Below are 22644 nucleotides of genomic sequence, written 5' to 3' on the forward strand. Positions count from 1 at the left end.
TTGCGTTCACTGTATGGTTTTTGGATAACAATCCAATAGGCAATAAAAAGAGTCCGCTTGCGCGGGCTCTTTTGCTTTAACAGCTAAAGTTAGAAAGGGGGCAGACCCATGCGGGTCTGCCCCCTTTTTTGTACCCTCAGACCCTTGTCTATGGCTCTGTCTACAAGGAAGAATGCTCTTCACAGACACACTGGGATAGAGTAGAACCATGCACTACCCCATGTTCTCCCACGCACCAGAGCCAGTCGATCATCAGCACCAACACAACGGTGAAGAACGAACGGTAGCACTCTATGTAGAGAGCACACTGGAGCCTCACGAAGCATGGGCGGCACTGACCGAATACATTCACCTCTGGTGGCCCAGGCAGTTTATGCAGAGCGAGGAAAGCCATATAGACCTCTCCACTGAGCTACTGCTCGAAGAGACCGCAGACGGTGACATCATTCCTGTAGCTCGCGTTGTTCAGCACGAGAATGAAGACGTCCTCACCATTGCACCCTACCCGGATACATACCTGGGGCGCCTCATGGGAGTAGCTGAAGAATCGGAAGAAAGCCTGAGCTTTATCCTGGATGCCCTAGCCCCGGAGACTGCAGAAGGACCGCTATCCCTACTCGAAATCAGTAGCGGCACCTACGCAGGTCGTGAGGACGAGGAACTGGGCATTTACGAGGAACAAGAAGAAGCAGCCACGCTACTCATGAGTGCGTACGCCCGCTTTATTGGAGCTGAACTCCAGAAGGAAGAACTCTAAAAGGTACATAATCAAAGGGCATGCTCGACCCTGTAGAGTGGTATGTCATGAGCACACAGGAGCAGAACACCCCGCAGCAGAAGGATGCACGCTCTATCTGGGCACGACTGCGTACCAAAGCGGCTGCGGGAGAGATACAACCTCAGCGCTACAGCAAGACTGATGTGCTGAAGCAGAGCAATATCTGGTTCCGCAAGCAGAGCGTACCCCTCATCATTCCTGCACGTCAGCGTGCTCTCGACGCCTTCCCTCGCTCCGTACCCTGGATCCTGTGGGCGAGCATCATGCACATCTGCTACATCTTCCTACGCGATATCCTCATTCTCGTAGTTGATGGCGCAAAGGGTTCCCTCCCGGAATACATCAAAGCCATCATGACCAACACTGCACTCAGCGATGAAGTGCTACCCATGCTCGTGCTCGGTGGTATCTTCCTCGTGATGCCGATAATCTCCGGTGTGTTCATTACTCTTGCCCACGTGCTGATGGTCCGCACTCCGAAGTGGGTTCAAATCACCACGGGTATTCTTACCGTACTTTTTGCCGGCATGCTCTTTGTCGCCAGTGTCTTTGAATCCAGCAGCCTCGACGGCCTCGACTTCGTCTACGACGGTTCCCAAGTATTCCCGCTCATCGTTGTGGGCATCTACCTCGCCATCTTCCTCGGCGTAGACACCATCCTAGGGTGGTCCTTCAAACACGCCATCCACCAGCTCGCCTCCCTGCCGCCCATGATCGCGAAAGTACTACCCGTACTCATGGTGTCCGTGCTCTTCATCTTCGTGAATGCAGACCTCTGGAAGCTCGCCAACGGGCTCAGCTTCCCGCGCACCTGGGCTGTTCTGGGGCTCATGGGGCTCCTCGCCGTGTTCGTGGTCGTCACGACCTCCCTAGAGCGCACAGCACGCCTTCTAGGACGCAACAGAGGCGACGACATCGCAAGGTTTAGCGAGAGCGACTACGAGCATGCCGCAGCCCTCGAAGGTGGAATATGGAACACCGCCCAAGACTGGGTCGAAGAGAAGAAAATCCTCGAACACCGACCCCTCAAAACCGCGCCCTGGGGCAACCTCATTATCATCCCCATGATTGGGCAGATTATTCAGGCGACCCTCTTCATGATGCTCGTCTTCGGATTCTTCATGGGCTTCTCGTCCATCGCCATTAGCGATACCACCATTGAATCGTGGATGACCGTCAAACCCGAACACCTCAAAATCCTCGGCGTAGACACCAACATCAACGCCGTGGTCATCAAGGTGTCCATGATCGTTGCCGTGTTCTCCGGACTCAGCTTTGTCGCAACCACCAGTAGCGACGAAAAATACGCCCGAAGCTTCCTCAAGCCCATGATTGCGCGAATCAAGCACATCCTGGTTATTCGCGATATCTACCTGGGCCTGCTCACCATGCCCAAGAACGAAGTACTCGTACTCCATGAAGAAGAGGAAGACACGGAAAAAGAGCCTGAAAAGGCATAAAAGAGGTTGGGTAGGGGGTAGAAGCTAGTGGGTCGACAGGTTCATCGTCAGCAGATTGAACACCAGGTACGCCATGAGAAGCGCCGTCGCCCCATCCAAAACACGCCATGCCGAAGGACGCGCAAAGAGCGGACGAAGCAGACGCGAACCATACCCGAGCATCAAAAACCAGATAACACTACCGCAGCAGCACCCCAGGTAGTACCACCAACGGCCAGGATCGCCCTGGGCGTTCGCCAGTGAACCCAAAAGAATAGTCGTATCCAACCACGCCAGCGGATTCAAATACGTCACCGCCGCCGTGGTCAGCAGAGCCGCCTTCAACGACTGAGAATCGCCCTCCGCATCATCCACCACGATGGAATGCGGGGTAAACACGCGCCGCCCAGCCTCAAAACCAAACCACGCCAAAAACGCCGCACCCACATAACGGAACACCTCAATGAACCACGGTGCCGCATCCAGCAGAGCGCCCAGGCCCACCACGCCCAAGCCAATCATCAGAGCATCCGACAGAATGCAGAAAATAATGATCGGGGTAATATGCCGACCCAAAATACCCTGACGCAGCACAAAAGTTCCCTGGGCACCAATAGCCGCCACCAAAGAAATCGTGGTGGTAGCGCCCAGAAACAGCAGGGACAGGGAGGTGGGCATGGTGAAACTTTCTATGCGGGTCAAATGGGGCACGGGCTTCGCGGATAGTGCGGTCGGTGGCTTCTCTAATATCAGCTTGCCAGGCAAAAGCTCGTGATGCAGGGATAAAGCTTGCGTTAGCGGAAGTGTGAAGTGCCAGAGATGAGAATACGGGAAAAAGGACCCTAAATCTATCTAAATATTTTCACACTGCGTAAGATATTCTTATGACACGTTTCAGTACCGACCAGCTCACCACCTTCGCCACCGTCATCGAATACGGCACCTTTGACGCGGCAGCAGATATCCTGCGAGTGAGCCCCTCCGCCATCTCCCAGCGCATCAAAGCCATGGAACAGATTGCCGGAAAAGTCCTGGTACGCCGAAGCAACCCCGTCACCCCCACCGACGCCGGACAAAGCGTACTGCGCATCGCCCGACAAAGCGAATTCCTGCAGCAAGAAATGGAACGCGAACTCATGGGCGCCGGCGGCTTCCAGAGCGTCTCCGTTGCCGTCAACGCCGACTCACTCGCTACCTGGTTCCTCGACGCCGTAGGAATCCTCAGCCGCGAAGACAGCATCTTCTGTGACCTGCGACGAGAAGGCGAATTCCACTCCTCCGCTATGCTCCGATCCGGAGAAGTCATGGCAGTCATCACCTCCAAACCCGAAAAAATCCCCGGCTGCTCCGTCGAAACCCTCGGTGTGGCACGCTACTGGTGCGTTGCCACCCCCGACTTCGTGCAGCGGTACCTGCCCGGCTGGCCCAAGACCATGAGTCGCGAAGAGCTCAATCGTGCCCCCGTCGTCGAATATGACCGTAAAGACTTTGTGCAGGATGTGGCGCGAGCCCTCATCGAAAAAGAGGTAGGTCTAGAGGCTGAAGAAACCTTCACCCAAAGCCCCACCATCTACATTCCCTCATCTCCGGACTATGCGCGAGCCGTCAGCTCCGGTATTGCCTGGGGTCTCATTCCTGAGGCGCAATGCGCCGAAGAGCTCGAAAGCGGGCACCTCGTGAAGCTCGCCGCAACCCCGGTAGAATTCCCCCTCTACTGGCAGCGCTGGAACATCAACTCGCCCGTTATGGAGACCGTAACCCGCCGCGTCCACGAAGCGGCACGAGGCGACCTAATCTACTAAAGGGTTCATTGATTCAAGATTCTGAAATTAACCAAATTGTTAAAAATATATGTCTGACTAGACTATATTCTTATATAAGAATATAAGAACCGGGTAATAAAACCCTATAACACCCCACCACACATACAGAGGCGGCCGCCCCACACGGGACGGCCGCCTCTCTATAAGCTCTAACGCCTAAGTCATAACGCCTAAAACTCTAGCGCCAACGAGTCATCATCAGCATGCTCACCATCATGGCGCCCACACCAACACTCACATTCCACATACCCAAATCAGGAATCGGGAACAGGCCCTGCGTAATGTAGAAAACAATAATCCACAGAATGCCCACCGCCAGCAGCGAGAACATAATCACTCGGTACCACAACGGAGTCTGCTCCTTCAGCTGCGTGCCGCTCTCCATCTCACGAGCAATCTCACGCAGACGCAGCTCGCTTGCATCCTCCACCTCAGACTTAGCAGACTTCTGAGACTTCTTCTTGGACGATGCCTTAGCCGAGTTGGTCGACATACTTCCTCCGCTTATTGTTGTATGGGTAACCTAAAAATATATGTTCACACCTATCTTTGCAGACTTACGGGATGATTTCACCTTCTCCGTGCGTTGAAAGATAAGGAACGCCACCCGGCGCCCAAGAACATACACAACCCAAAGGACAAAGGAGAACGCATGAGCCAAGGAACGGCACCCACCGCAGAGCGCCGCCCCCGCACCGTGCTGCACTGGATCATCCAGATTACAGGCGAACTCCTTATCACCGTGGGCCTCCTGCTGTTGCTCTTCGTCGCATGGCAGCTCTGGTGGACCAACATCGACGCCGACCGCACCCAATCCCAAGCCGTCAGCACCCTCGTCCAGGAATTCGACTCCAACCCCGCCGAACCCCTCCCCGACTGGGACCCCAACACCCCTCCCGCCGGTCTGAGCGAACCCGGCCACGGTGAAGTCTTCGGCATCGTCTACATCCCCAAGTTCGGATCCGACTACCAGCGCCCCGCCACCCAGGGAACCAGCTCCGACGTGCTCGACTCCCTCGGACTCGGCCACTACGAAGGAAGCGCCATGCCCGGACAGGTCGGCAACTTCTCCCTCGCAGGCCACCGCCAAACCCGCGGTAAAGTCCTCAACGACATCGACCTGCTCACCGAAGGCGACCACATCTACGTGCGTACCAAAGACGGCTACTACACCTACACCGTCTACAGCCACGAAATCGTGCAGCCCGACCAGGTAGAAGTCATCGAACCCGTCCCCGGACAGCCCGGCGTAGCACCCACTGAGCGCCTCCTGACGCTCACTACCTGCCACCCGCGCTACGGCGACACCGAACGATACATTGTCCACGCCCGCCTCGAATCCTGGCGGCCCGCCGCAGCCGGAGCGCCCGCAGAAATTGCCGCCTCCGTAGCAGGATCCTAAACCAGAGAGGAAAAGCAAGATGTACGCATGGATTTTCCGCCACCTCCCCGGCCCCCTGTGGGTTCGCATCATCATCGCCATCGTGCTGATACTCGCCGTAGTCTACCTGCTCATGGAATTCGTCTTCCCCCACTTCGCAGAGTACGGCCCCTTCAACCTGAACGTCACCATCAACCATTAGCGCTAAGGACGTGCCATGACCCGCATCCTTGTTATCGACAACTACGACAGCTTCGTCTTCACCCTCGTCGGCTACATCCAGCAGCTCGGCGCTGAAACCACCGTCATCCGTAACGACGAATACGAGCTCGCCGAAGTCATCAAGCTCGCCGAAGAACACGATGGCGTGCTTGTCTCTCCCGGCCCCGGTGCCCCCGCAGAGGCAGGCGTCATCATTGACACCATCCGCTGGGCAGCCGAAGCGAAGAAGCCGCTACTGGGTGTCTGCCTCGGCCACCAGGCCATCGCGGAGGCATTCGGCGGCACCGTCACCCACGCCCCCGAGCTGATGCACGGCAAGACCTCCCGCCTCGTGCACGAGAACGTCTCCGTGTTCAAGGACGTGCCCTGCCCCTTCACCGCGACCCGCTACCACTCCCTGGCGGTTGTACCCGAAACCATGCCCGAGGTCCTGGAAACCACCTCCACCACCGACAATGGCATCATCATGGGCCTGCGCCACCGCGAGGCCCCCATGCACGGCGTGCAGTTCCACCCCGAATCGGTCCTGACCGAAAGCGGATACCTCATGCTTGGCAACTGGCTCGAAGAAACCGGCCTGCAGGGAGCCGCAGAGCGCGCTAAGAGCCTCTCGCCCCTCATGGCCTAGTACTTCTAGCCTAAGAAGCCCTCAACGGCTTATATCGCCTCCAGAAGCCCCGTAGCAGACACGCTACAGGGAAACTGGAGGCGATAGCTATATCTGGACCCCTAGCTACGAGCAAACCCAGATACACGAACAAGCCCAGATACGCGAAAAGGGGCGGCACCCCACACCCAACGGTGTGGAGCGCCGCCCCTTTTGCTAACCGCTAGAACCCCTTAGCGGGCGTTAGCGTTTGCATTATTAGCGTTGTTCGCATTGGTATTCGCGTTAGTACCCTGAATCGTACGGGTACCCGCAGTAGCGGACGCAGCCGGTGCCGGAGTAGCCGTAGCGGTGGAACGCTGCTGGTTCTGGTTACCAGTGGTAGCGTTCTGGTTACCGGTCGCCGCCGCAGGCTGAGTAGCCTGCTGGTTAGCCGCGGTAGAACGCTGCTGGTTCTGGTTACCAGTAGTAGCGTTCTGGTTACCGGTCGCCGCCGCAGGCTGAGTAGCCGCAGTAGTCGGAGCGGTCGTCTGAGTCGGAGTAGCAGCCACACGGATCGTCACAGTGCTGTTCTGAGCCACCAGAGTACCCGCCGCAGAGCTCTGCGAAAGCACAGTGCCCGCAGGACGCTCGTTAGTCTGAACAGTCTCAATGTTGGTGTTCAGCAGAACATCCTGAGCGGTCAGAGCAGCAATCGCCTGATCCTTGGTCAGACCCACCAGCGAGGGGACCTTTACCTTACCGGAGGACAGGACAATGTTCACGGTGCTACCAGCCTCAACGGTCTGAGCGCCCTTATCGTCGGTCGAGCCCTTCTCCGGGGACAGCTCCACAACCATACCGGCAGGAACGGAAGCGCTCTCCACAGTGGAGACGCGGCCATCCACCAGACCCAGGTCCTTCAGAGCGTTACGGACATACGCCTCACTCTGACCCTGCAGGTTATCCGGCAACTTGACCTTCTCCGGACCGCTCGAAACAGTCACAACCACGGTCGAGCCCTTATTAACCGTAGAACCGACACCCGGCTCAACGTTGATAACGTCGCCCTTCTTGATGTTGTCCGAGTAGCCCTGACGGTACTCCACCACGAAGCCTCGGTTACGCAGCTGGTTATCGGCATCATCGCGGGAAACATTCACCACAGCCGGAACCTGAACCTGCGGAACCTCATTGAGCTTGTTCTGGTAGTACAGAACCGAGCCGACACTGAAAACCAGCAGAGCCACAATCAGAGTACCCACAAGGAAACGAACCCACGCACGCTTACGCGGCGAAGACTCATCGTACTCTGCGTACTCCTCCTCGTCATACAGTTCCTCATCGTCTTCATACTCGAAGAAGCCGTTGAGGCCGCCGTCTTCCACCGAAGCCTCAGTAATCGAGGTGGTGTACGGGGCGTAATCCTCACCCAGGGAAGCAGTAGTCGCCGAAGGAACAAAAGCAGTAGTCATCGCTGCATCCTGAACCACGGTCTCTTCACCCGGGCGAACAACCGACGCCAGAGCCTGAGCGAACTCAGCAGCACTCTGATAACGCTCATCCGGGTTCTTCGCCAGACCCTTCAGAATCACAGCATCCAGACCAGCAGGAACCTCAAGCGGGGTGAACTTGCTCGGAGGCTCAGGGGCATCCGAAAGATGCTTAGCCGCCAGATCAACATTCGACTCAGCGTCAAACGGAGAACGACCAGCAATCATCTCGTAAATTACGCAAGCAGCAGAGTACAGGTCGCTACGGGCGTCAACTTCCTTGCCGCTCACTTGCTCAGGGGACATGTAGCGTGCGCTACCCATCACCACATTAGCCTTGGTCAGCGCCTCGCCAGCTTCCTCAATGGCACGGGAAATACCGAAATCCATGACCTTGATCTGGCCCGGCTGACCCTTAGCGATATCCTCGCTGGTACGCTCCAGCACCATAATATTCGCCGGCTTAATATCGCGGTGAATGATGCCCATCGAGTGGCTGTACTGCAAAGCACCCAGCAGCTGCTCGGAATAACCCAAAGCATCACGGACCGGCAGATGACCGCCACGGGACAGAATGGAACGCAGAGTATGACCCTCCACGTACTCCATCACGATATAAGGAATAGCGGTGCCCTCTTCCGAAGAAGCAGACTCCCCACCATCCTGCGAAGGGTTATACGAACCGGTGTCATAGACAGCAACAATCGCAGGATTGTTCAGAGACGCCACAGCCTCCGCCTCACGCTTAAAGCGTGCGCGGAACGTATCGTCCTGGGCCTGCTCCGGGCGCAGAATCTTAAGCGCAACCTTGCGGCCGAGGCGAGTATCCTCAGCAGCATAAACGGTTGCCATCGCACCGGTACCGATTACCTCGAGTACCTTGTAACGGTTATCAACCGTGTCGGGAACCGACAGGTCCATAAGTTCTCCTGGATCACTAAGACTAAAACTAAATCAAAATGTAGGGGCTAACGCGCCGACGCAGAAGCGGAAGCAGAAGCCGACGCAGACGGTGCAGCAGAAGCGCTCGCACTCGAACCCCTACCCGAACTGGAAGAGGCCACATACATGTCTACATTACTACCAACCGTGACCTTGGTGCCAGATGAGGGGGTAGTACGAAGCACCGTACCGGGGGCCGCCGTGTCCGAATTCTCATAATGCAGAGAAACATTCACACCCAGAGCGGCAACAGCCTTCGACGCCTCATCAACGTTCTTACCCTCAAGGTTCGACGGCAAAGTCACCGACTTCGGACCGGTGGAATAGCGAACAGTCACGCTATTACCCTGCTCCAAAGTACCCGTCGGAGAAACCGAAATCACCGTGTTCTCCGGCTGAGTAGACTCAACACCCTCAGTCTTGGGGGACAAGCCAAGGTTCTTCAGCTCGTTCACCGCATCCTGCAGTTCACGACCCTCATAGTTAATCGCGTTGATGGTCACCTTCTGCTTTGCAGCACGGGCAGAAGCAGACTCAGTCGGCTCCACCGTCGAAACGGTACCCGTGTTCGTCGGAACAACAGACGAAGAAGCGCTCGGAACCGGATCAGTCGAACCGCCACCACTATTGGAGGAGAGGACCGTCCAAATACCGCCAGCAATCAGCACGATTGCCAGAAGCAGAGCAACCCACATCCACACGTTCGATCCACGCTTAGCCGGAGGGGCAACAGCAGCCTTCACACGACCCGAAGCTGGACGCATGGTCTGCGCACCCGTACGAGGAATAGGCGCCGTCGTCGGCTCCGGCGAGAAACGACCACCAGAACCAAAACGCGGAGTAGCAGAAGCACTAATCGGCTCAGCCGCAACATCCATAGCGGTCATCGCGACAGTACCGTCGTCAGCATTCTCCTCAGCCAAGAACTGCGCCAGCGGAGGAACAGCCTTCACCGCTGCCTTCAGATCGCGGCGACGAATCGCATCCACCGCAGAAGCCAGAGCGGTCGCATCCTTAGGACGCTGAGCCGGGTCCTTCGCCAACAAGCACATGATGAGCGCACGAGCAGGAGCCGGGATGGTCTCCGGAAGCGGCGGCGGCGGATCATTCACCTGAGCCAAAGCAATCGCAATCTGCGACTCACCCGTAAACGGACGACGACCCACCAAGCACTCATAACCAATAATGCCCAACGAGTACATATCCGAAGACGCGGTAGCCGCCTGACCGGTTGCCTGTTCCGGCGCCAAATACTGGGCAGTGCCCATCACCTGGCCGGTAGCCGTCAACGGCACCTGGTTAGCCAGACGAGCAATACCGAAATCGGTCACCTTCACACGGTCATCCGGAGTGATGATCAGGTTACCCGGCTTCACGTCACGATGCACCAGACCCTGCGAATGAGCCGCAGCCAACGCGCGAGCGGTCTGAGCAATGAAGTTCAGAATACGATCGGGCGGCAAGGTAGTCTCGTGCTCGATAATGCTCGAGAGCGGATTACCCGGCACCAGCTCCATGACCAGGTACGCGGAGTTGTCCTCCTCGCCGTAGTCGAAAACGTTCGCTACGCCGGGGTGGTTCAACAGCGCCGTATTACGGGCCTCAGCGCGGAAACGCTCCAAGAAGCCCGGGTCACCGGTGTACTCCTCTTTGAGGATCTTGACCGCAACGATGCGTCCAAGCACCTTGTCGCGAGCTTTCCACACCTCGCCCATACCGCCAATCGCGATACGTTCGGTTAGGGTGTAGCGCCCGCCCAAAGTGATATCAGCCGCAGGCCTCACTTGTTCAACACCGCCTCAAAGAGTTGCTTACTAGTACTGGTTGCCAACTGGGCACCGGTCGCCACGTCAATATCCTCATAAACCACAGCAATCGCAATCTGAGGATCATCAGCCGGCGCGAAACCGGTAAACCAAGAATTATTCAAACCTGCCGTGGTCTCCGCGGTACCGGTCTTACCCGCCACCTTCACACCGGAGACACCAGCATTACGTGCAATACCATTATCAACCGCATTCACCATCCACTGCTTCACCTGGTTAGCAATTTCAGGGCTAGTGGACGTACGCAGCTTCTCAGGAGAGAACTCCTGCAAAGTGCTCAGGTTGCTGGTCTTCACCGAACGAATCAGGTTCGGCTTCATCTGCACGCCGCCATTTGCAATCGCTGCAGAAGTCATCGCCACCTGCAGCGGAGTGGTCTTCACGTCGTACTGACCAATCGCCGACTGGGCCAGCTGGCTCTGCGTCAGATTCGACGGGAAAGACGACTTAGAAACCGTCAAAGGAATCTTCAAATCCTGGCCGTAACCAAAATTCTCAGCGGTCTTCGCGATACGCTCCTGACCCAAATCCATCGCAATCTGCGCAAACGGCGTATTACAGGACTGAGCCAAAGCCCACTCAATCGTCACCTGAGTGCGGGTCGAACACTGACCGCCCGTATAGTTCGGCAGGCTGATGTTCGTGCCCGGCAGCGGCAACTGCGCGGGGTTCGCAATGACCGAAGATGCGTTGTACTTGCCGGACTCCAGCGCCGCCACCGCATCAATAATCTTGAAGGGCGAACCCGGCGAATAGGTGTTACCCGCAATCGCACGGTTAAACAGGGGGCTGTCCTCATCAGAAGTCAGAGCCTGGTAATTTGCCAACACCGAAGAGCTCGTATGAGACGACAGAAGATTCGGATCATAGGACGGCGAAGAAGCCATCGCCAGAATCTCACCAGTCTTCGGGTTCAACGCCACCACAGCACCCTTACGGCCCTGCAACGCGTTATAGGCAATATCCTGAAGCTTCGAATTAATCGTCAGCTCCACGCTAGCGCCCTGCGCAGAAGAACCACTGAACAGCTGCGCCACACGGTCGTAGAACTGGCTATCGCTCGTGCCGGCAAGCTCCTTATCCATAGCAGCTTCCAAACCGGTCGCGCCATAAATCGTGGAGAAATAACCGGTCAGAGCCGCATACTTAAGCGGGTGGTTATACACACGCTGGTAGTTGTACTCATCATCAGACTTCACCGACGAAGCAATCTCCGTACCATCAACCACAATCGAACCACGTGCCGAACCGTAATTGTCGTAGAGCGCTCGAGAATTCCACTGATTATTCATCAGCGTCTTCGAATCGAAGAACTGAATATAGCTGAGGGTACCCATCAGCAGGACAAACACGCACGCGGCAGACATCCACATGCGGCGAATAGCCCTATCCATTCTTCTCACCTCCAGAATCCTTAGCCGTAATACGCGCCAGAACGCTAGTAGCACCCTCCGGCTCGTAGCTAGTGTCCGCATGGTCAATACCCTGCGGAGCATCATAACCAGCCACCAGGTGAGGTGCGCGGGCACTATGAGAAATCGACAGCCACAGCGCCACAATAATCCAGTTAGCCACCAACGAGGAGCCACCGGCAGACATGAAAGGAGTCGTCAGACCAGTCAGCGGAATCAAGCGAGTCACGCCACCAATCACCACGAACAGCTGCAGAACCATGACCGTAGACAGGCCAGCAGCCAGCAGCTTACCGAAACCATCACGAGTACCCAACGCCGCACGGTAACCGCGCGAAACCAGGAGCATGAACATCATCAGGATCGCGCCCAGACCAACCAGGCCCAGCTCCTCACCCAACGAGGAAATAATCATGTCCGAGTTAGCGTACGGGACGAGGTTCGCGCGGCCCTGACCCCAACCGCGGCCAAAAAGACCGCCATAAGCCAGGCCGAAAACGCCCTGCAGAATCTGACCCGAACCGCCAGGAGACGCCTGGTAAATCTCCGGATCAAAAGCATGCACCCACGCATAAATACGGGCGTGCACGTGCGAGACATAGTGGTACGCGAAATAGCCACCCACAGCCATACCGATACCCGCAACCACCAGCCACGAAATACGACCGGTCGACAGGTACAGCATCGCCATGAACAGACCAAAGAACATGATTGCCGAACCAAGGTCCTTCTGGAACACCAGAACACCCAGGCTCACAATCCACGCCAAGAACACCGGCGCCAAATCACGCAGACGCGGCAGATTAATCGGACCAATACGGCGGCCAGCCACCAGAATCAGGTCACGGTGCGTCGCCAAATAGCCGGCGAAGAAAATCGCCAAAGTAATCTTCGCGACCTCACCCGGCTGGAACGTGCGGTTACCGATATGAATCCAAATACGAGCACCATTAAGCTCCATACCCAGACCCGGAACCAGCGGCATGATGAGCAGAATCATCGACAACACCAGCGAGGTGTACGTGACCTTACGTAGCAGACGGTAATCCCTGAGCACGAACACGATAATCGCGCACAGCACCATAGACACGCCGGTCCACATCAGCTGACCATCACCCACCGGCGCCGCAATCTGCGGGTCCAGACGATAAATCATGGTCAAACCAATACCGTTCAGCGCCACCACCAGCGGCAGAATAAACGGATCAGCATAACGTGCGCGGAACTGCATGACTAGGTGAATCAGAAGAGCACCGGCACCCAGCACCACCGTGCACGGCAACCACTGGCTCTTCGACGTATCAAAAGCATGCTCCGGATCAATCAGATACATGCCGAACGAGCTGATACCCACCGCCAAAACCAGCAGGAAAAGCTCCGTGAAACGGCGTGCACGAGGCGCATCCGACTCACGACGGAACGAGAACTTAGCCATTATTCTCACCGCCTACCGCAGCAGGAGCCTCCGAAGAAGCCTGCTCAGGAGCCGGGGATGCCGAATCAGAGCCCGGTGCTTCAGAGCTCGGAGCCTCACTGGGTGCCGCAGAGCTCGGGGAAGCGGAAGCGGAAGCCGAGGCAGACGCTGCAGCCTGCTCAGCCTTCTCACGCGTCTGATCCGCCTGAGTCTTCAAACGAGACACAATCTGGTGCGCATCATCCAGGTCCTTCGCCGTAATCGCATTACGCAACAAAGAACGCGTATGATCGCTCAGCTCACTCGTAGGAATATCGGTATTCTCCACCACGTGAGAAAGGCGAATCGGGCCCAACGCATGCGGAATACCGTTGTACACCGCAACCGTGCCGTCACTCTCACCCACATAGTAGCTACGCTCTACATAACGCAGACCGGTCCACGCAGCCAACGTCAAAACAGCCGCAACCAGCAGAGTAATAAACAGGCGAATCGGCCACGACCTCGGACGCGAACGCTCCTCAGTGTCCTCAGCAATCAGCTCCTCCAGCTCAGCCGGCAGGGCCGCCTCATCAGACTCAACCTTCAACGGCACACGCTGAGCCACCGTCGCACGATGCTCCAGGGTACGAGAAGTCACCGCCGGAATCATGCCGGTCTCAGTAGCCACCGAAGCGGCACCAACCAGCTGATGCGGGCGGGAACCCAACTCGCTACGCAAAATCGCAGCGTTCGTAAGAGCCGCATCCACGGCGTTATCGTACGTACCGATATGGTGACGAACCGCCCCAGAACCGCTGTGCAACAGGGTGCCAGAGAAGTCACGAGCACGACGGAAACGGCGCAACGACCGACGATGATGCTCCTCAGAGTCCTCATCATGGTGCGCACCCAAAAAAGCCTCAGCAGCTTCAGCCGTGGCAGCAACCTCGGGAAGCTTCTGAGTGTTCGTGCTGACCTCCTGCTCCGCCACAATCGAATCAGGCAGAGCAGACTCAGGCAGGCTCGAAGGACCCACCGGCTCATCCACCGGCAGAACCTCACGGTCAATTACCTGCAGAGACACAACCGTGACATTGTCCGGAGCGCCACGCTCCAAGGTCATCGCAATCAGAGTGTCAGCAATCTCAGACAGGTCATCGGTAGAACGCATGACCTGCTCAATCTCCGACAGGGACACCACAGCATCCAAACCATCCGAAGAGAGCACCCAGCGCTCGCCGGGAACAGCGTCCAGAGTCTTCAACTCCAGCTCAGGGGACGCGTCAACATCACCCAGAACGCGCATAATCACGTTCTTATGCGGGTGGTTCTCCGCCTCCTGCGGGGTAATACGACCCTCATTGAGCAGGCGCTGCACAAACGTATGGTCAGTAGAAATCTGCTCAAACTCGCCATCAGCACCCGGACGCAGACGATACGCACGCGAGTCACCAATATGGGCGAACTCAATGCAGTCACCGTCAATCAGCAGGGCAGTACAGGTCGTACCCATACCCGCCAGCTGCGGATCATTTGCCGCCAGCTCATTAATAATCAGGTTCGCGCTCTGAATCTCATCAGCCAGATAAACGCTACCGGTACCATCCTCAAAGTCAGGATGGTCAAGCGGAGTCAGATTCAGAACCGTCGTAGCCGACGCGACATCGCCGCCCACGTGGCCGCCCATGCCGTCAGCAACGACCGCAAGGAAACGACCACCGTAGCCGGAGTCATCATTCTTCGAGCGTTTCAGACCCGTATCAGAGCGGGCCTCAAAACGAAAAGCAATCTTCATACACTAGCCCCTCAACTGCATGGTGGTACCGCCAACGCGGAAATCATCACCGGGCTCAATCGGGGTCGCACGAGTCAGACGCTCGCCATTGACGAACGTACCATTAGTAGAATTCAAATCCTCCAGGAACCAACGGGAACCCTGAGGGAACAGGCGCGCATGGCGACCCGAGGCGTAATCATCCTGCAGAGACACCTCAATGTCATTAGCGCGGCCAATAGTAATCGGCTGGTCGCCCAGCTGCATCATGGCGCCAGCCTGCGCACCGGCAGTAATCACAAGCTGCGAAGGGCGAGTCGGCGGAGGCACAATATGGGTAGCCTCCGGAACTGCATCAACCGGCGCCGCACGATAGTTCTTACCCAAACCAAGGTCACGGCGAGCAGCCGAAACCACCAGGAAAACAAAGAACCAGATGAGCGCCAGAAAAGCGTAACGAAGGATAGTAACAGTCAGTTCGGACGCCATTAACGGACACCTCCGGTCGAACTATGGAAGATGATGCGGGTATTACCCATGCGAAGCAGCGAACCGTTCGCCAGCACCACCGGCGCACGCAGAGGCGCACCATTAATCAACGTGCCGTTGGTAGAACCCATATCGGTGGCGACCACCGCACCACCCTGCATCGAAAGCTGCAGGTGACGGCGAGAAACACCCTTATCGTCCAGACGAAAATCAGCATCAGAACCGCGGCCCAGCACAAACGGCAGGTGGTTCACCGGGTGCATGCGACCCTCAATCTCCAAGAAGAAACGGGGAGCTGCCGTTGCCGGGGGTGCTACAGGCATGCTCGGGCGACCCACAGGAGCCTGCGGCTGTGCAGGCTGCGCGGGCTGTGCAGGGTGTGCGGGCTGGGCCGGCTGAGCAGCCGGCTTCGTAATGCGGGTCGGCAAAGAAGACTCGCGCGGCGGACGCACCGGCGCATAGTTAGTAGCACCACGCAAAGACGGGGACGCCGGAGCCTCCGGTACAGAGAACGGCTCGAAAGTCGCAACAACCTCAAACTCGCCCTCAGAGAGAGAATCAAGAACGTTGAAGGTCACGCGAACCGCACCAATGAGGGTGTAACCCTGCGCGCGGGCGTGCGAAATCGCCAAATCGCACAGCTCAACAGCGAACGGGTTGCCCCACTCGCGCACGCGAGGGAAATCAACCGGTGCGAAACGGAGAGTATAGACATTAGGGGCCATAGTGCGGCCACTGCCGTCCACGTAGGACTCGTCATCCATCATGATGCGGACGCGGTTAGCGACATCCGCCTTCGCAAAGGTGCCGAAGCCCTTGGAAAGGCCGACAGTGCGACCGATGCCTTGCTCCAGCTTGCCCAGCTTGTCGAAAAACTTCATGCCGCCTCCTTCTCAACGACCATTCCGAGCAACAGACCGCGCAAACGGTCTTTATCCGAAAGGCTCAGTTTAACGAGCGTGTCTGTGCGTTAGCTGTGTGCCCTGTGAATGAACACACCCGATTCTATTTTAGGTGATGCACTTGCCATCGCTCTGGAACCCCGTCATTTAGCGGGGAATTGGTTATGGATATGAAAAAATCCCCGGTTCTTTCGAACCGGGGATCGTTGGTGCGCGAGGGGGGAGTTGAACCCCCACGCCCTCACGGGCACACGGACCTGAACCGTGCGCGTCTGCCTATTCCGCCACTCGCGCATGTGTCTTACGGTGTATCACCGCAGGCAACACATAAAACTATACGGACTGCATACGGTGCTGTCCAATCGAGAATGTGTGACCTTTGTTACTTGTGTTATGTGGAGGTGGTGGTGGGGGCTCAGGAAGAGCCTCCGAGCCGTTACCAGCCACCCTCCTCGGAAGTTGCAGTATCGGAAGCAGCCGCAGAAGCCTGCGCTCCGCGTTCCTGCTCAGTACGCTCCCGATCAATGCGTTCCAGACGCGCACGCAACAACCACGTCACCGGACCCACATACGGCAGACACAGCACCAGCAGAAGCCACTTCAACTTCTGTACCTCCGAAAAATGCGGGTTCCGATGAATCGTCACCAGGCACAGCAGCGCCAACGCAATACCCGCCAGAAAAACAACCGTGACCACCAGCTCCAGTACGGCATGCCAATCCATAAACCCTCCTAATATCCTTCCTAAGGATACAGACCCCGAATATGCCCCGGGATATGCATCAGGATGCGCCCAGAACGTGTGCCGGCAGGCGCCCCCCTCCACACGCCCCTCGGGCACGCAAAAGGGCCCGCCCCGCACACAGCAGGACGGACCCTCCGCAAAAGCCTATACAAGGCTCACAAACTAGCGGCTAGCCTTCTTAGCCTTCTTCGCAGCACGACGCTCAGCAGTCTTCGCATCATACTCAGCCCAGAACTCGCGGGTAGTCACCGCATCGGTACCATCCCACGCCGCCAGATTCTTAATCTCCGGCATATCCGAAGCCTTGAAAATCGGTTCCAAACCAGCCTTACGCTGAGCCTCGTAATTCTTCAAGACCGCAACCACCTTCGGGGTCAGCAGCAGCACAGCCGTCAAGTTCACAATCACCATGCCGGCATTCAGCATATCCGCGGTAGTCCACACCAGATCCAGCGAAGAAATCGCGCCGAAGAACACGAACGCCAGAACCAGCACCCGGAAAATAGTCATCGGCAGCTTACGCTCAGTCACGAAACGCATGTTCGACTCGCCGTAGTAGTAGTTACCAATCACGGTCGAGAACGCAAACATGAAAATAGCGATGGTCAAGAAGTGAACCGCCCAATCGCCCAGCTGCATAGCCAGCGCCGACTGAGTCAGCGACGCACCACGAGAACGATCACCATAGGTCGGGTTCGACAGCAGAACAATAAACGCAGTCACAGTACACGCCATCATGGTGTCAAAGTAAACACCCAGAGTCTGCACGTAACCCTGCTTAGCCGGGTGAGAAATAGTAGCGGTCGCGCCAGCGTTCGGAGCAGTACCCATACCCGCCTCGTTAGTCAGCAGGCCACGCTTCATACCCCAAATCACGGCGCCCATCGCGCCACCGGTCACGAACTCCTTGATGCCAAAAGCACCCTGGAAAATCATCAGCAGCATCTCCGGAACCTTGCCAATGTTCAGCAGAACAACCAGCAGACCCAGCAGCAGATACAGTACCGCCATAATCGGCACCAGCCACTCAGTCACCGAAGAAATCGCGCGAATACCACCGAAAATAATAGCCGCAGTCAGCGCCACCATAATCAGACCAATAGTGATGCGGAAGCCCATCGAGTTAGTACCCGAAACATCAATGCTGAACGAGTTCGCCGCAGCATCCACCACAGCATTCGTCTGAACCGCCACAAACACGAACGCATAAGTGACCACAATGAACGCCACAAAGATGTAACCCATCCACGGAGCATTCAGACCGCGCTTCATGTAGTACGCCGGACCACCAATATAGGAATCCTTACCGCGCTCCTTATACAGCTGACCCAGAAGGGACTCCGCAAAAGCAGAAGCCGCACCAACAGCAGCAATAACCCACATCCAGAACACAGCACCCGGGCCGCCCATAGCAATAGCCAAAGCAACACCCGCAACAGTACCGGTACCCACACGAGAAGCCGCCGAAACAGTAAACGCACGGAACGAAGAAATGCTCTTCTTACCGTCAGCCTCACGAGCAACCGGGTCACCCAGGACGCGGATCATTTCCTTAATGGAACGCCACTGCACACCGCGAGTGCGGATCGTAATGTACAGACCAGCCGCAATCAGAGCGTAGTAGAGGAAATTACTCCACATCCAGTTCTGCACGGCATCCACGGAGGAAGTCAGTTCCGCAGTCTGCGTATTAATGTCCCCGATGATATTCAGAAGAAAATCCACTCGGCACTCCAATCTTGAAAGCAAAAAGCCCGCACGCTCAAATCCGAAAGACGGACAACGTGTGGGCTACATTGCTGGGTGGCGCGGACTCAAAGCCGCGTAACGGAGACAGATACACTCCGTATGATTAGTCACCTCATTGTGGGGTGCGCAACCCTCACGGAGCAACTTAAAAAAGGGGTCAAATGCAAAATGTAACGAATACTTAATATATGGACAGAGTAAATATAGACTCCGTGGAGGTGTTGACGGCACCGGCAGGGCGGGCACAACAAGCCCGGCACAAGGTACAAAACCTCGCACCGGGCTTAGCGGAGAAGCGTGGGTATCAGTCGGGCTACGAACGCTCAGGCTTCACAAACGGGAACGACAACACCCCACGAATCTGCGTCTGAGCCAACAGCATCACCAAACGGTCCACACCCAGACCCAAACCACCCGTCGGCGGCATACCCGTCTCCAAGGCGTAAAGGAAATCCTCATCCACCTCCATCGCCTCCAGGTCACCCGAAGCCGCCTTCAACGACTGCTCCGTCAGGCGCTCACGCTGCACCAGCGGATCCGCCAGCTCCGAGTAGGCACAGCCCATCTCCATGCCGTTGATCACCAAATCCCAACGCTCCGCCAAACCTGGAACACTACGATGCGGTGCCGCAAGCGGACTCGTCTCCGCGGGGAAATCCGTATAGAACGTCGGCTCCACCGTATGCGCCTCAACCAGCTCACCATATAGCTCCTCAACGATGGCCCCCGGGCCCATACCCTCATGAACACGCACACCGTGCTGCTGTGCCAGGGTCAGCAACTCCTCAAAATCCGTCTGCACATCCACACGGCGACCCAGCGCCTCCGACAGGGCATCACACACCGACACCACACGCCACGGACCCGACACATCAGACACCGTGCGCTCACTCGAAGCCTTATGCCCCAGCGGCAAAGACACCGAACCAAACACCGCCTGGGCAGCATCCTTAATCAGACGCTCCGTCAACTGCCGCATCTGCACATAATCCGCATACGGACGATACGCCTCAAGCACCGTAAACTCCGGGTTATGGGTCGCATCAGCACCCTCATTACGGAAATCACGACCCAGCTCATACACCGGACCGCTGCCGCCGACCACCAGACGCTTCAAATACAGCTCCGGCGCAATACGCAACGTCAAATCCTCACCATAGGCGTTGATATACGTGCGGAACGGACGCGCGCTCGCGCCACCGTGCACCGTATGCAGAATCGGGGTCTCCACCTCAAGGAAACCCTCCGCATCTAGGCGGGCACGCAACGCCTTAATGACCGCGGTGCGCAGACGCAGATTCTGCATCTGATCCGGATGCACCAATAGGTCCGTGGAACGGCGACGCAGGCGCGCCTCCGGATCAGTAAAAGAGTCGAAGGGGATGGGGTGAAGGCTCTTCGACGCCATGCTCCAGGAGGAAGCAATCAGCGATAGAGTGCCGGTGCGGCTCACCCCGTAGGTGCCCTGCACGGTGATGATGTCACCGGTGTCCAGGTTGCGGGAGGCAAGGCTCAGCGGGCGCTCGCCCACCAGGCTGCGTTCCATGATGACCTGCAGGGTTTTGTCACCTTCAATAAGAGTCACAAAGAGAACTCCACCGTGGTTGCGAAGCGCGCGAACACGCCCCGAAACCATGAATTCCGAATCTGGAATATTTTCAGAAGAGAATATACGCAGAGCATCCTTGACACCCAGCACAGAGGCAGCAGTACCAGCCTTTTCACCGCCCAGCGGATACGGCTCCATACCCGCCGCACGCAGTGCTTCCAGATGGCGCAGACGATGCTGAGTCTGATCGCTACGCGACACCTCAGGAAGCTCTTCCACAGTAGCGAGCTGCATCTGGTGAAGAGCCTCCAACTCACCTGCAGAAAGATGCTGCTCCTGATCCTGCAAACGGCGCGCCGACAGATTTGGCAAGAAACCCTCCGCCATGCCCGCAGCAAACACAACATTCACCATCGCCAACGTCGGCTCCGTCGCCACATAACGAGGAACCCACAGCGGGGCAAACTTCAGATTGAAACGATACAGGCGGCGCAACTGCAGAAAACGATCCAGCACACCCAAAGAACGGGATGCGAAACGGTTCCACGCCGACGCACCCACCTGATCCGCAGCCTCAAAAATATGGCCAAACATCGCAAAATTCAGCGACACCCGACGTACACCCAGCGCCGCCGCCTGCTCCATGAGCGAGGCCACCATAAACTCCACCACACCATTAGGTGCATCAGGGGAGCGGCGCATAACGTCCAGCGATAGGCCGATAGGACCCCAGGGGACGAAGGACAGTAGGGCCACCATCTGACCAGCCTCATCATGCGTAGAAACCAGCAGAGAGGAAGAATCCGCCGGATCATTCACACGATTCAGAGCCATCGAAAAACCGCGCTCCACACGCCCATGACGCCACGCAGAAATATTCTCCGCAACCTGCTGACGCTGCTGCTCGTTCAACTCTGAAAAACGGCGGATCTGCACTGTATACCCGCCGCGGCGCACACGCTGAACCGCCTGACGCACCGGCAACATCGACGTGTCATTGAGCGTGAAACGATCCGCCTCAAGGACCGCCTCCTCACCCATCTGAATAATCGACAGACCCGCCCGGTTATAGGCGCGCGCACCCGCCTCACTCACGCTCAGCGCCGCAGGAACCCAACCGTAACTACGTGCCTGTAGCATCCACTGCTCGATCGCGGCATCCCACGAATCGGGGTCACCCACCGGGTCACTCGACGCCAAGCACACCGAACCCACCGAACGGTACGTAATCGCCGCCCTCTGATCCGGAGAGAAAATCACCTGCTTATCGCGGCGCGTCGAAAAATAGGAGAGTGAATCATTGGCGCCATACTGCTGCAGCAGAGCGCGAATCTTCAGCTCCTTCTCACCGGTCCAGGCGTCCGGGGCACGGTAGCCGCGCGCCAACAGGTACAGCGCCGCAACCAGCGAAGCACCGTAACCAAACGACGCTAAGAAAGCCACCACATCGGCAGCCCAAACACCAGGATGCGTACGCTCAATACCCATGCCGTGCATGAGTAGCTCCCACGGGGTGATGAAACGCAACGGCTCCCACACACCAATGTGGCAGAGGTACCAGAGCACCAGGGTAGTCAGCAGGATACCGCCAACAGCCGTCAATGCCGCACCCACCCACGAGAGGCGACCAATGCGTGCCGGGAACGCCGAACGAATCGAGAAAAGGAACGGCACCAGCACACACGCAAACACGATGGAGAGAGTATCGACCGTCGAGGAGAAAATACGGTCCTTCGGCATAATCCCCGCGGGGAACGCCAGCGTGAAAGCGCTATGGGTCGCAATCAGTGCGCCCAGCACCTGAAAAACGATGGCTGCAATGAGGGCAGCGCGCTTGCGCACAATCAGGCCGGAAACCAGCACAATCATCGTAATGGCGCTGGGCAGAGTATGCGTGGAGGGAATATTCAGCAGGTCCGCGGTAACTTCCCACCAGGTGAAGCCGCGGCCGCGCCGCAGAGGAGAGATAATCCACGCAAACGTGGTCAGAAGCGCGGCAAAAGAATACACCCCGATGACCACGCGTGCTGACGTCTCTGCATACCTAGAAGGAGGCGCGGGCGCCTGCCCTGCTCGTGCTGTACGGCGACGTGAGGTAGTGCGGTGAGACATCATGATCAGCGAGGAATCGGGGTGTA

The 22644-nt window shown here is 57.1% G+C and carries 18 protein-coding genes and 1 tRNA gene; 6 read left to right on the forward strand and 13 right to left on the reverse strand.

Annotation, left to right across the window (positions count from 1 at the left end; genetic code table 11):
• Positions 1 to 373 precede the first annotated feature (373 nt).
• Together HMPREF2528_RS01845 and HMPREF2528_RS01850 are read left to right on the forward strand one after the other, a co-directional pair.
• On the forward strand, positions 374 to 757 hold the full coding sequence (locus tag HMPREF2528_RS01845) for a hypothetical protein (RefSeq protein WP_246823843.1): 384 nt from the start codon (positions 374 to 376) through the stop codon (positions 755 to 757).
• A 47-nt stretch (positions 758 to 804) separates the two neighbouring features.
• Positions 805 to 2238 carry a D-mannonate dehydratase gene (locus tag HMPREF2528_RS01850; RefSeq protein ID WP_070542032.1) on the forward strand — a complete coding sequence of 478 codons (1434 nt, stop codon included), beginning with the start codon at positions 805 to 807 and terminating at the stop codon, positions 2236 to 2238.
• A 24-nt stretch (positions 2239 to 2262) separates the two neighbouring features.
• Here the strand turns inward: HMPREF2528_RS01850 and HMPREF2528_RS01855 are convergent, their stop codons facing one another.
• A complete protein-coding gene (locus HMPREF2528_RS01855; protein WP_070541922.1) occupies positions 2263 to 2895 on the reverse strand; it encodes a LysE/ArgO family amino acid transporter in 633 nt (210 codons plus the stop codon).
• Between the two features lie 206 nt (positions 2896 to 3101).
• Here HMPREF2528_RS01855 and HMPREF2528_RS01860 point away from each other — a divergent pair, with 206 nt between their 5' ends.
• Positions 3102 to 4019: a LysR family transcriptional regulator ArgP gene (locus HMPREF2528_RS01860; protein ID WP_049350261.1), complete on the forward strand. Its 918-nt coding sequence runs from the start codon at positions 3102 to 3104 to the stop codon at positions 4017 to 4019.
• A gap of 199 nt (positions 4020 to 4218) precedes the next feature.
• Here HMPREF2528_RS01860 and HMPREF2528_RS01865 read toward each other — a convergent pair whose 3' ends face one another.
• On the reverse strand, positions 4219 to 4533 hold the full coding sequence (locus HMPREF2528_RS01865; RefSeq protein WP_005507388.1) for a cell division protein CrgA: 315 nt from the start codon (positions 4531 to 4533) through the stop codon (positions 4219 to 4221).
• A gap of 159 nt (positions 4534 to 4692) precedes the next feature.
• Here HMPREF2528_RS01865 and HMPREF2528_RS01870 point away from each other — a divergent pair, with 159 nt between their 5' ends.
• From HMPREF2528_RS01870 to HMPREF2528_RS01875, 3 genes are read left to right on the forward strand one after another with little or no spacing between them, the layout of a single operon-like run.
• On the forward strand, positions 4693 to 5442 hold the full coding sequence (locus HMPREF2528_RS01870) for a class E sortase (RefSeq protein ID WP_044150898.1): 750 nt from the start codon (positions 4693 to 4695) through the stop codon (positions 5440 to 5442).
• 19 nt (positions 5443 to 5461) lie between these two features.
• A complete protein-coding gene (locus HMPREF2528_RS09175) occupies positions 5462 to 5623 on the forward strand; it encodes a hypothetical protein (RefSeq protein ID WP_005507386.1) in 162 nt (53 codons plus the stop codon).
• A gap of 15 nt (positions 5624 to 5638) precedes the next feature.
• Positions 5639 to 6271, forward strand: coding sequence for an aminodeoxychorismate/anthranilate synthase component II (locus tag HMPREF2528_RS01875; protein ID WP_012904364.1), 633 nt, complete (start codon positions 5639 to 5641; stop codon positions 6269 to 6271).
• Positions 6272 to 6483: 212 nt separating this feature from the next.
• Here the strand turns inward: HMPREF2528_RS01875 and pknB are convergent, their stop codons facing one another.
• The 11 genes from pknB to lysX all read right to left on the reverse strand — a co-directional run bounded on the left by pknB (position 6484) and on the right by lysX (position 22621).
• On the reverse strand, positions 6484 to 8643 hold the full coding sequence (gene pknB / locus HMPREF2528_RS01880) for a Stk1 family PASTA domain-containing Ser/Thr kinase (RefSeq protein WP_049345746.1): 2160 nt from the start codon (positions 8641 to 8643) through the stop codon (positions 6484 to 6486).
• Positions 8644 to 8690: 47 nt separating this feature from the next.
• Positions 8691 to 10448, reverse strand: coding sequence for a protein kinase domain-containing protein (locus HMPREF2528_RS01885; RefSeq protein WP_070505496.1), 1758 nt, complete (start codon positions 10446 to 10448; stop codon positions 8691 to 8693).
• Positions 10445 to 11884, reverse strand: coding sequence for a peptidoglycan D,D-transpeptidase FtsI family protein (locus HMPREF2528_RS01890; RefSeq protein ID WP_070541926.1), 1440 nt, complete (start codon positions 11882 to 11884; stop codon positions 10445 to 10447). Before HMPREF2528_RS01890 ends, HMPREF2528_RS01885 begins: the two co-directional genes overlap by 4 nt.
• On the reverse strand, positions 11877 to 13337 hold the full coding sequence (locus tag HMPREF2528_RS01895) for an FtsW/RodA/SpoVE family cell cycle protein (protein WP_005507381.1): 1461 nt from the start codon (positions 13335 to 13337) through the stop codon (positions 11877 to 11879). The genes HMPREF2528_RS01890 and HMPREF2528_RS01895 overlap by 8 nt, the downstream gene beginning before the upstream one ends.
• The gene (locus HMPREF2528_RS01900; protein ID WP_049341960.1) at positions 13330 to 15093 is read right to left on the reverse strand and encodes a PP2C family protein-serine/threonine phosphatase; all 1764 of its coding nucleotides are present in this window, start codon (positions 15091 to 15093) and stop codon (positions 13330 to 13332) included. The genes HMPREF2528_RS01895 and HMPREF2528_RS01900 overlap by 8 nt, the downstream gene beginning before the upstream one ends.
• 3 nt (positions 15094 to 15096) lie before the next feature.
• The gene (locus HMPREF2528_RS01905; RefSeq protein ID WP_049341961.1) at positions 15097 to 15561 is read right to left on the reverse strand and encodes an FHA domain-containing protein FhaB/FipA; all 465 of its coding nucleotides are present in this window, start codon (positions 15559 to 15561) and stop codon (positions 15097 to 15099) included.
• Entirely contained in the window at positions 15561 to 16442 is an 882-nt protein-coding gene (locus HMPREF2528_RS01910; RefSeq protein WP_049341962.1) for an FhaA domain-containing protein, read from the reverse strand. The genes HMPREF2528_RS01905 and HMPREF2528_RS01910 overlap by 1 nt, the downstream gene beginning before the upstream one ends.
• 228 nt (positions 16443 to 16670) lie before the next feature.
• Positions 16671 to 16757: transfer RNA gene (locus HMPREF2528_RS01915), tRNA-Leu, on the reverse strand.
• A gap of 142 nt (positions 16758 to 16899) precedes the next feature.
• A complete protein-coding gene (locus HMPREF2528_RS01920) occupies positions 16900 to 17187 on the reverse strand; it encodes a PLDc N-terminal domain-containing protein (protein ID WP_044150893.1) in 288 nt (95 codons plus the stop codon).
• 183 nt (positions 17188 to 17370) lie between these two features.
• On the reverse strand, positions 17371 to 18933 hold the full coding sequence (locus HMPREF2528_RS01925) for an alanine/glycine:cation symporter family protein (protein ID WP_070541929.1): 1563 nt from the start codon (positions 18931 to 18933) through the stop codon (positions 17371 to 17373).
• 337 nt (positions 18934 to 19270) lie between these two features.
• Entirely contained in the window at positions 19271 to 22621 is a 3351-nt protein-coding gene (gene lysX / locus HMPREF2528_RS01930) for a bifunctional lysylphosphatidylglycerol synthetase/lysine--tRNA ligase LysX (protein ID WP_083297862.1), read from the reverse strand.
• Positions 22622 to 22644 lie beyond the last annotated feature (23 nt).

This window comes from Rothia sp. HMSC078H08 (assembly GCF_001808955.1).
GTDB lineage: Bacteria > Actinomycetota > Actinomycetes > Actinomycetales > Micrococcaceae > Rothia.

Excerpts from the sequence above, each read along its gene's own strand:
- HMPREF2528_RS01920 (WP_044150893.1), bottom strand. The coding sequence starts at position 17,187 with ATGGATTGGCATGCCGTACTGGAGCTGGTGGTCACGGTTGTTTTTCTG.
- HMPREF2528_RS01875 (WP_012904364.1), top strand. The coding sequence starts at position 5,639 with ATGACCCGCATCCTTGTTATCGACAACTACGACAGCTTCGTCTTCACC.
- HMPREF2528_RS01860 (WP_049350261.1), top strand. The coding sequence starts at position 3,102 with ATGACACGTTTCAGTACCGACCAGCTCACCACCTTCGCCACCGTCATC.
- lysX (WP_083297862.1), bottom strand. The coding sequence starts at position 22,621 with ATGATGTCTCACCGCACTACCTCACGTCGCCGTACAGCACGAGCAGGG.
- HMPREF2528_RS01855 (WP_070541922.1), bottom strand. The coding sequence starts at position 2,895 with ATGCCCACCTCCCTGTCCCTGCTGTTTCTGGGCGCTACCACCACGATT.
- HMPREF2528_RS01890 (WP_070541926.1), bottom strand. The coding sequence starts at position 11,884 with ATGGATAGGGCTATTCGCCGCATGTGGATGTCTGCCGCGTGCGTGTTT.
- HMPREF2528_RS01900 (WP_049341960.1), bottom strand. The coding sequence starts at position 15,093 with ATGAAGATTGCTTTTCGTTTTGAGGCCCGCTCTGATACGGGTCTGAAA.
- HMPREF2528_RS01905 (WP_049341961.1), bottom strand. The coding sequence starts at position 15,561 with ATGGCGTCCGAACTGACTGTTACTATCCTTCGTTACGCTTTTCTGGCG.
- HMPREF2528_RS01870 (WP_044150898.1), top strand. The coding sequence starts at position 4,693 with ATGAGCCAAGGAACGGCACCCACCGCAGAGCGCCGCCCCCGCACCGTG.
- HMPREF2528_RS01895 (WP_005507381.1), bottom strand. The coding sequence starts at position 13,337 with ATGGCTAAGTTCTCGTTCCGTCGTGAGTCGGATGCGCCTCGTGCACGC.
- HMPREF2528_RS01850 (WP_070542032.1), top strand. The coding sequence starts at position 805 with ATGAGCACACAGGAGCAGAACACCCCGCAGCAGAAGGATGCACGCTCT.
- pknB (WP_049345746.1), bottom strand. The coding sequence starts at position 8,643 with ATGGACCTGTCGGTTCCCGACACGGTTGATAACCGTTACAAGGTACTC.
- HMPREF2528_RS01865 (WP_005507388.1), bottom strand. The coding sequence starts at position 4,533 with ATGTCGACCAACTCGGCTAAGGCATCGTCCAAGAAGAAGTCTCAGAAG.
- HMPREF2528_RS01845 (WP_246823843.1), top strand. The coding sequence starts at position 374 with ATGCAGAGCGAGGAAAGCCATATAGACCTCTCCACTGAGCTACTGCTC.
- HMPREF2528_RS01910 (WP_049341962.1), bottom strand. The coding sequence starts at position 16,442 with ATGAAGTTTTTCGACAAGCTGGGCAAGCTGGAGCAAGGCATCGGTCGC.
- HMPREF2528_RS09175 (WP_005507386.1), top strand. The coding sequence starts at position 5,462 with ATGTACGCATGGATTTTCCGCCACCTCCCCGGCCCCCTGTGGGTTCGC.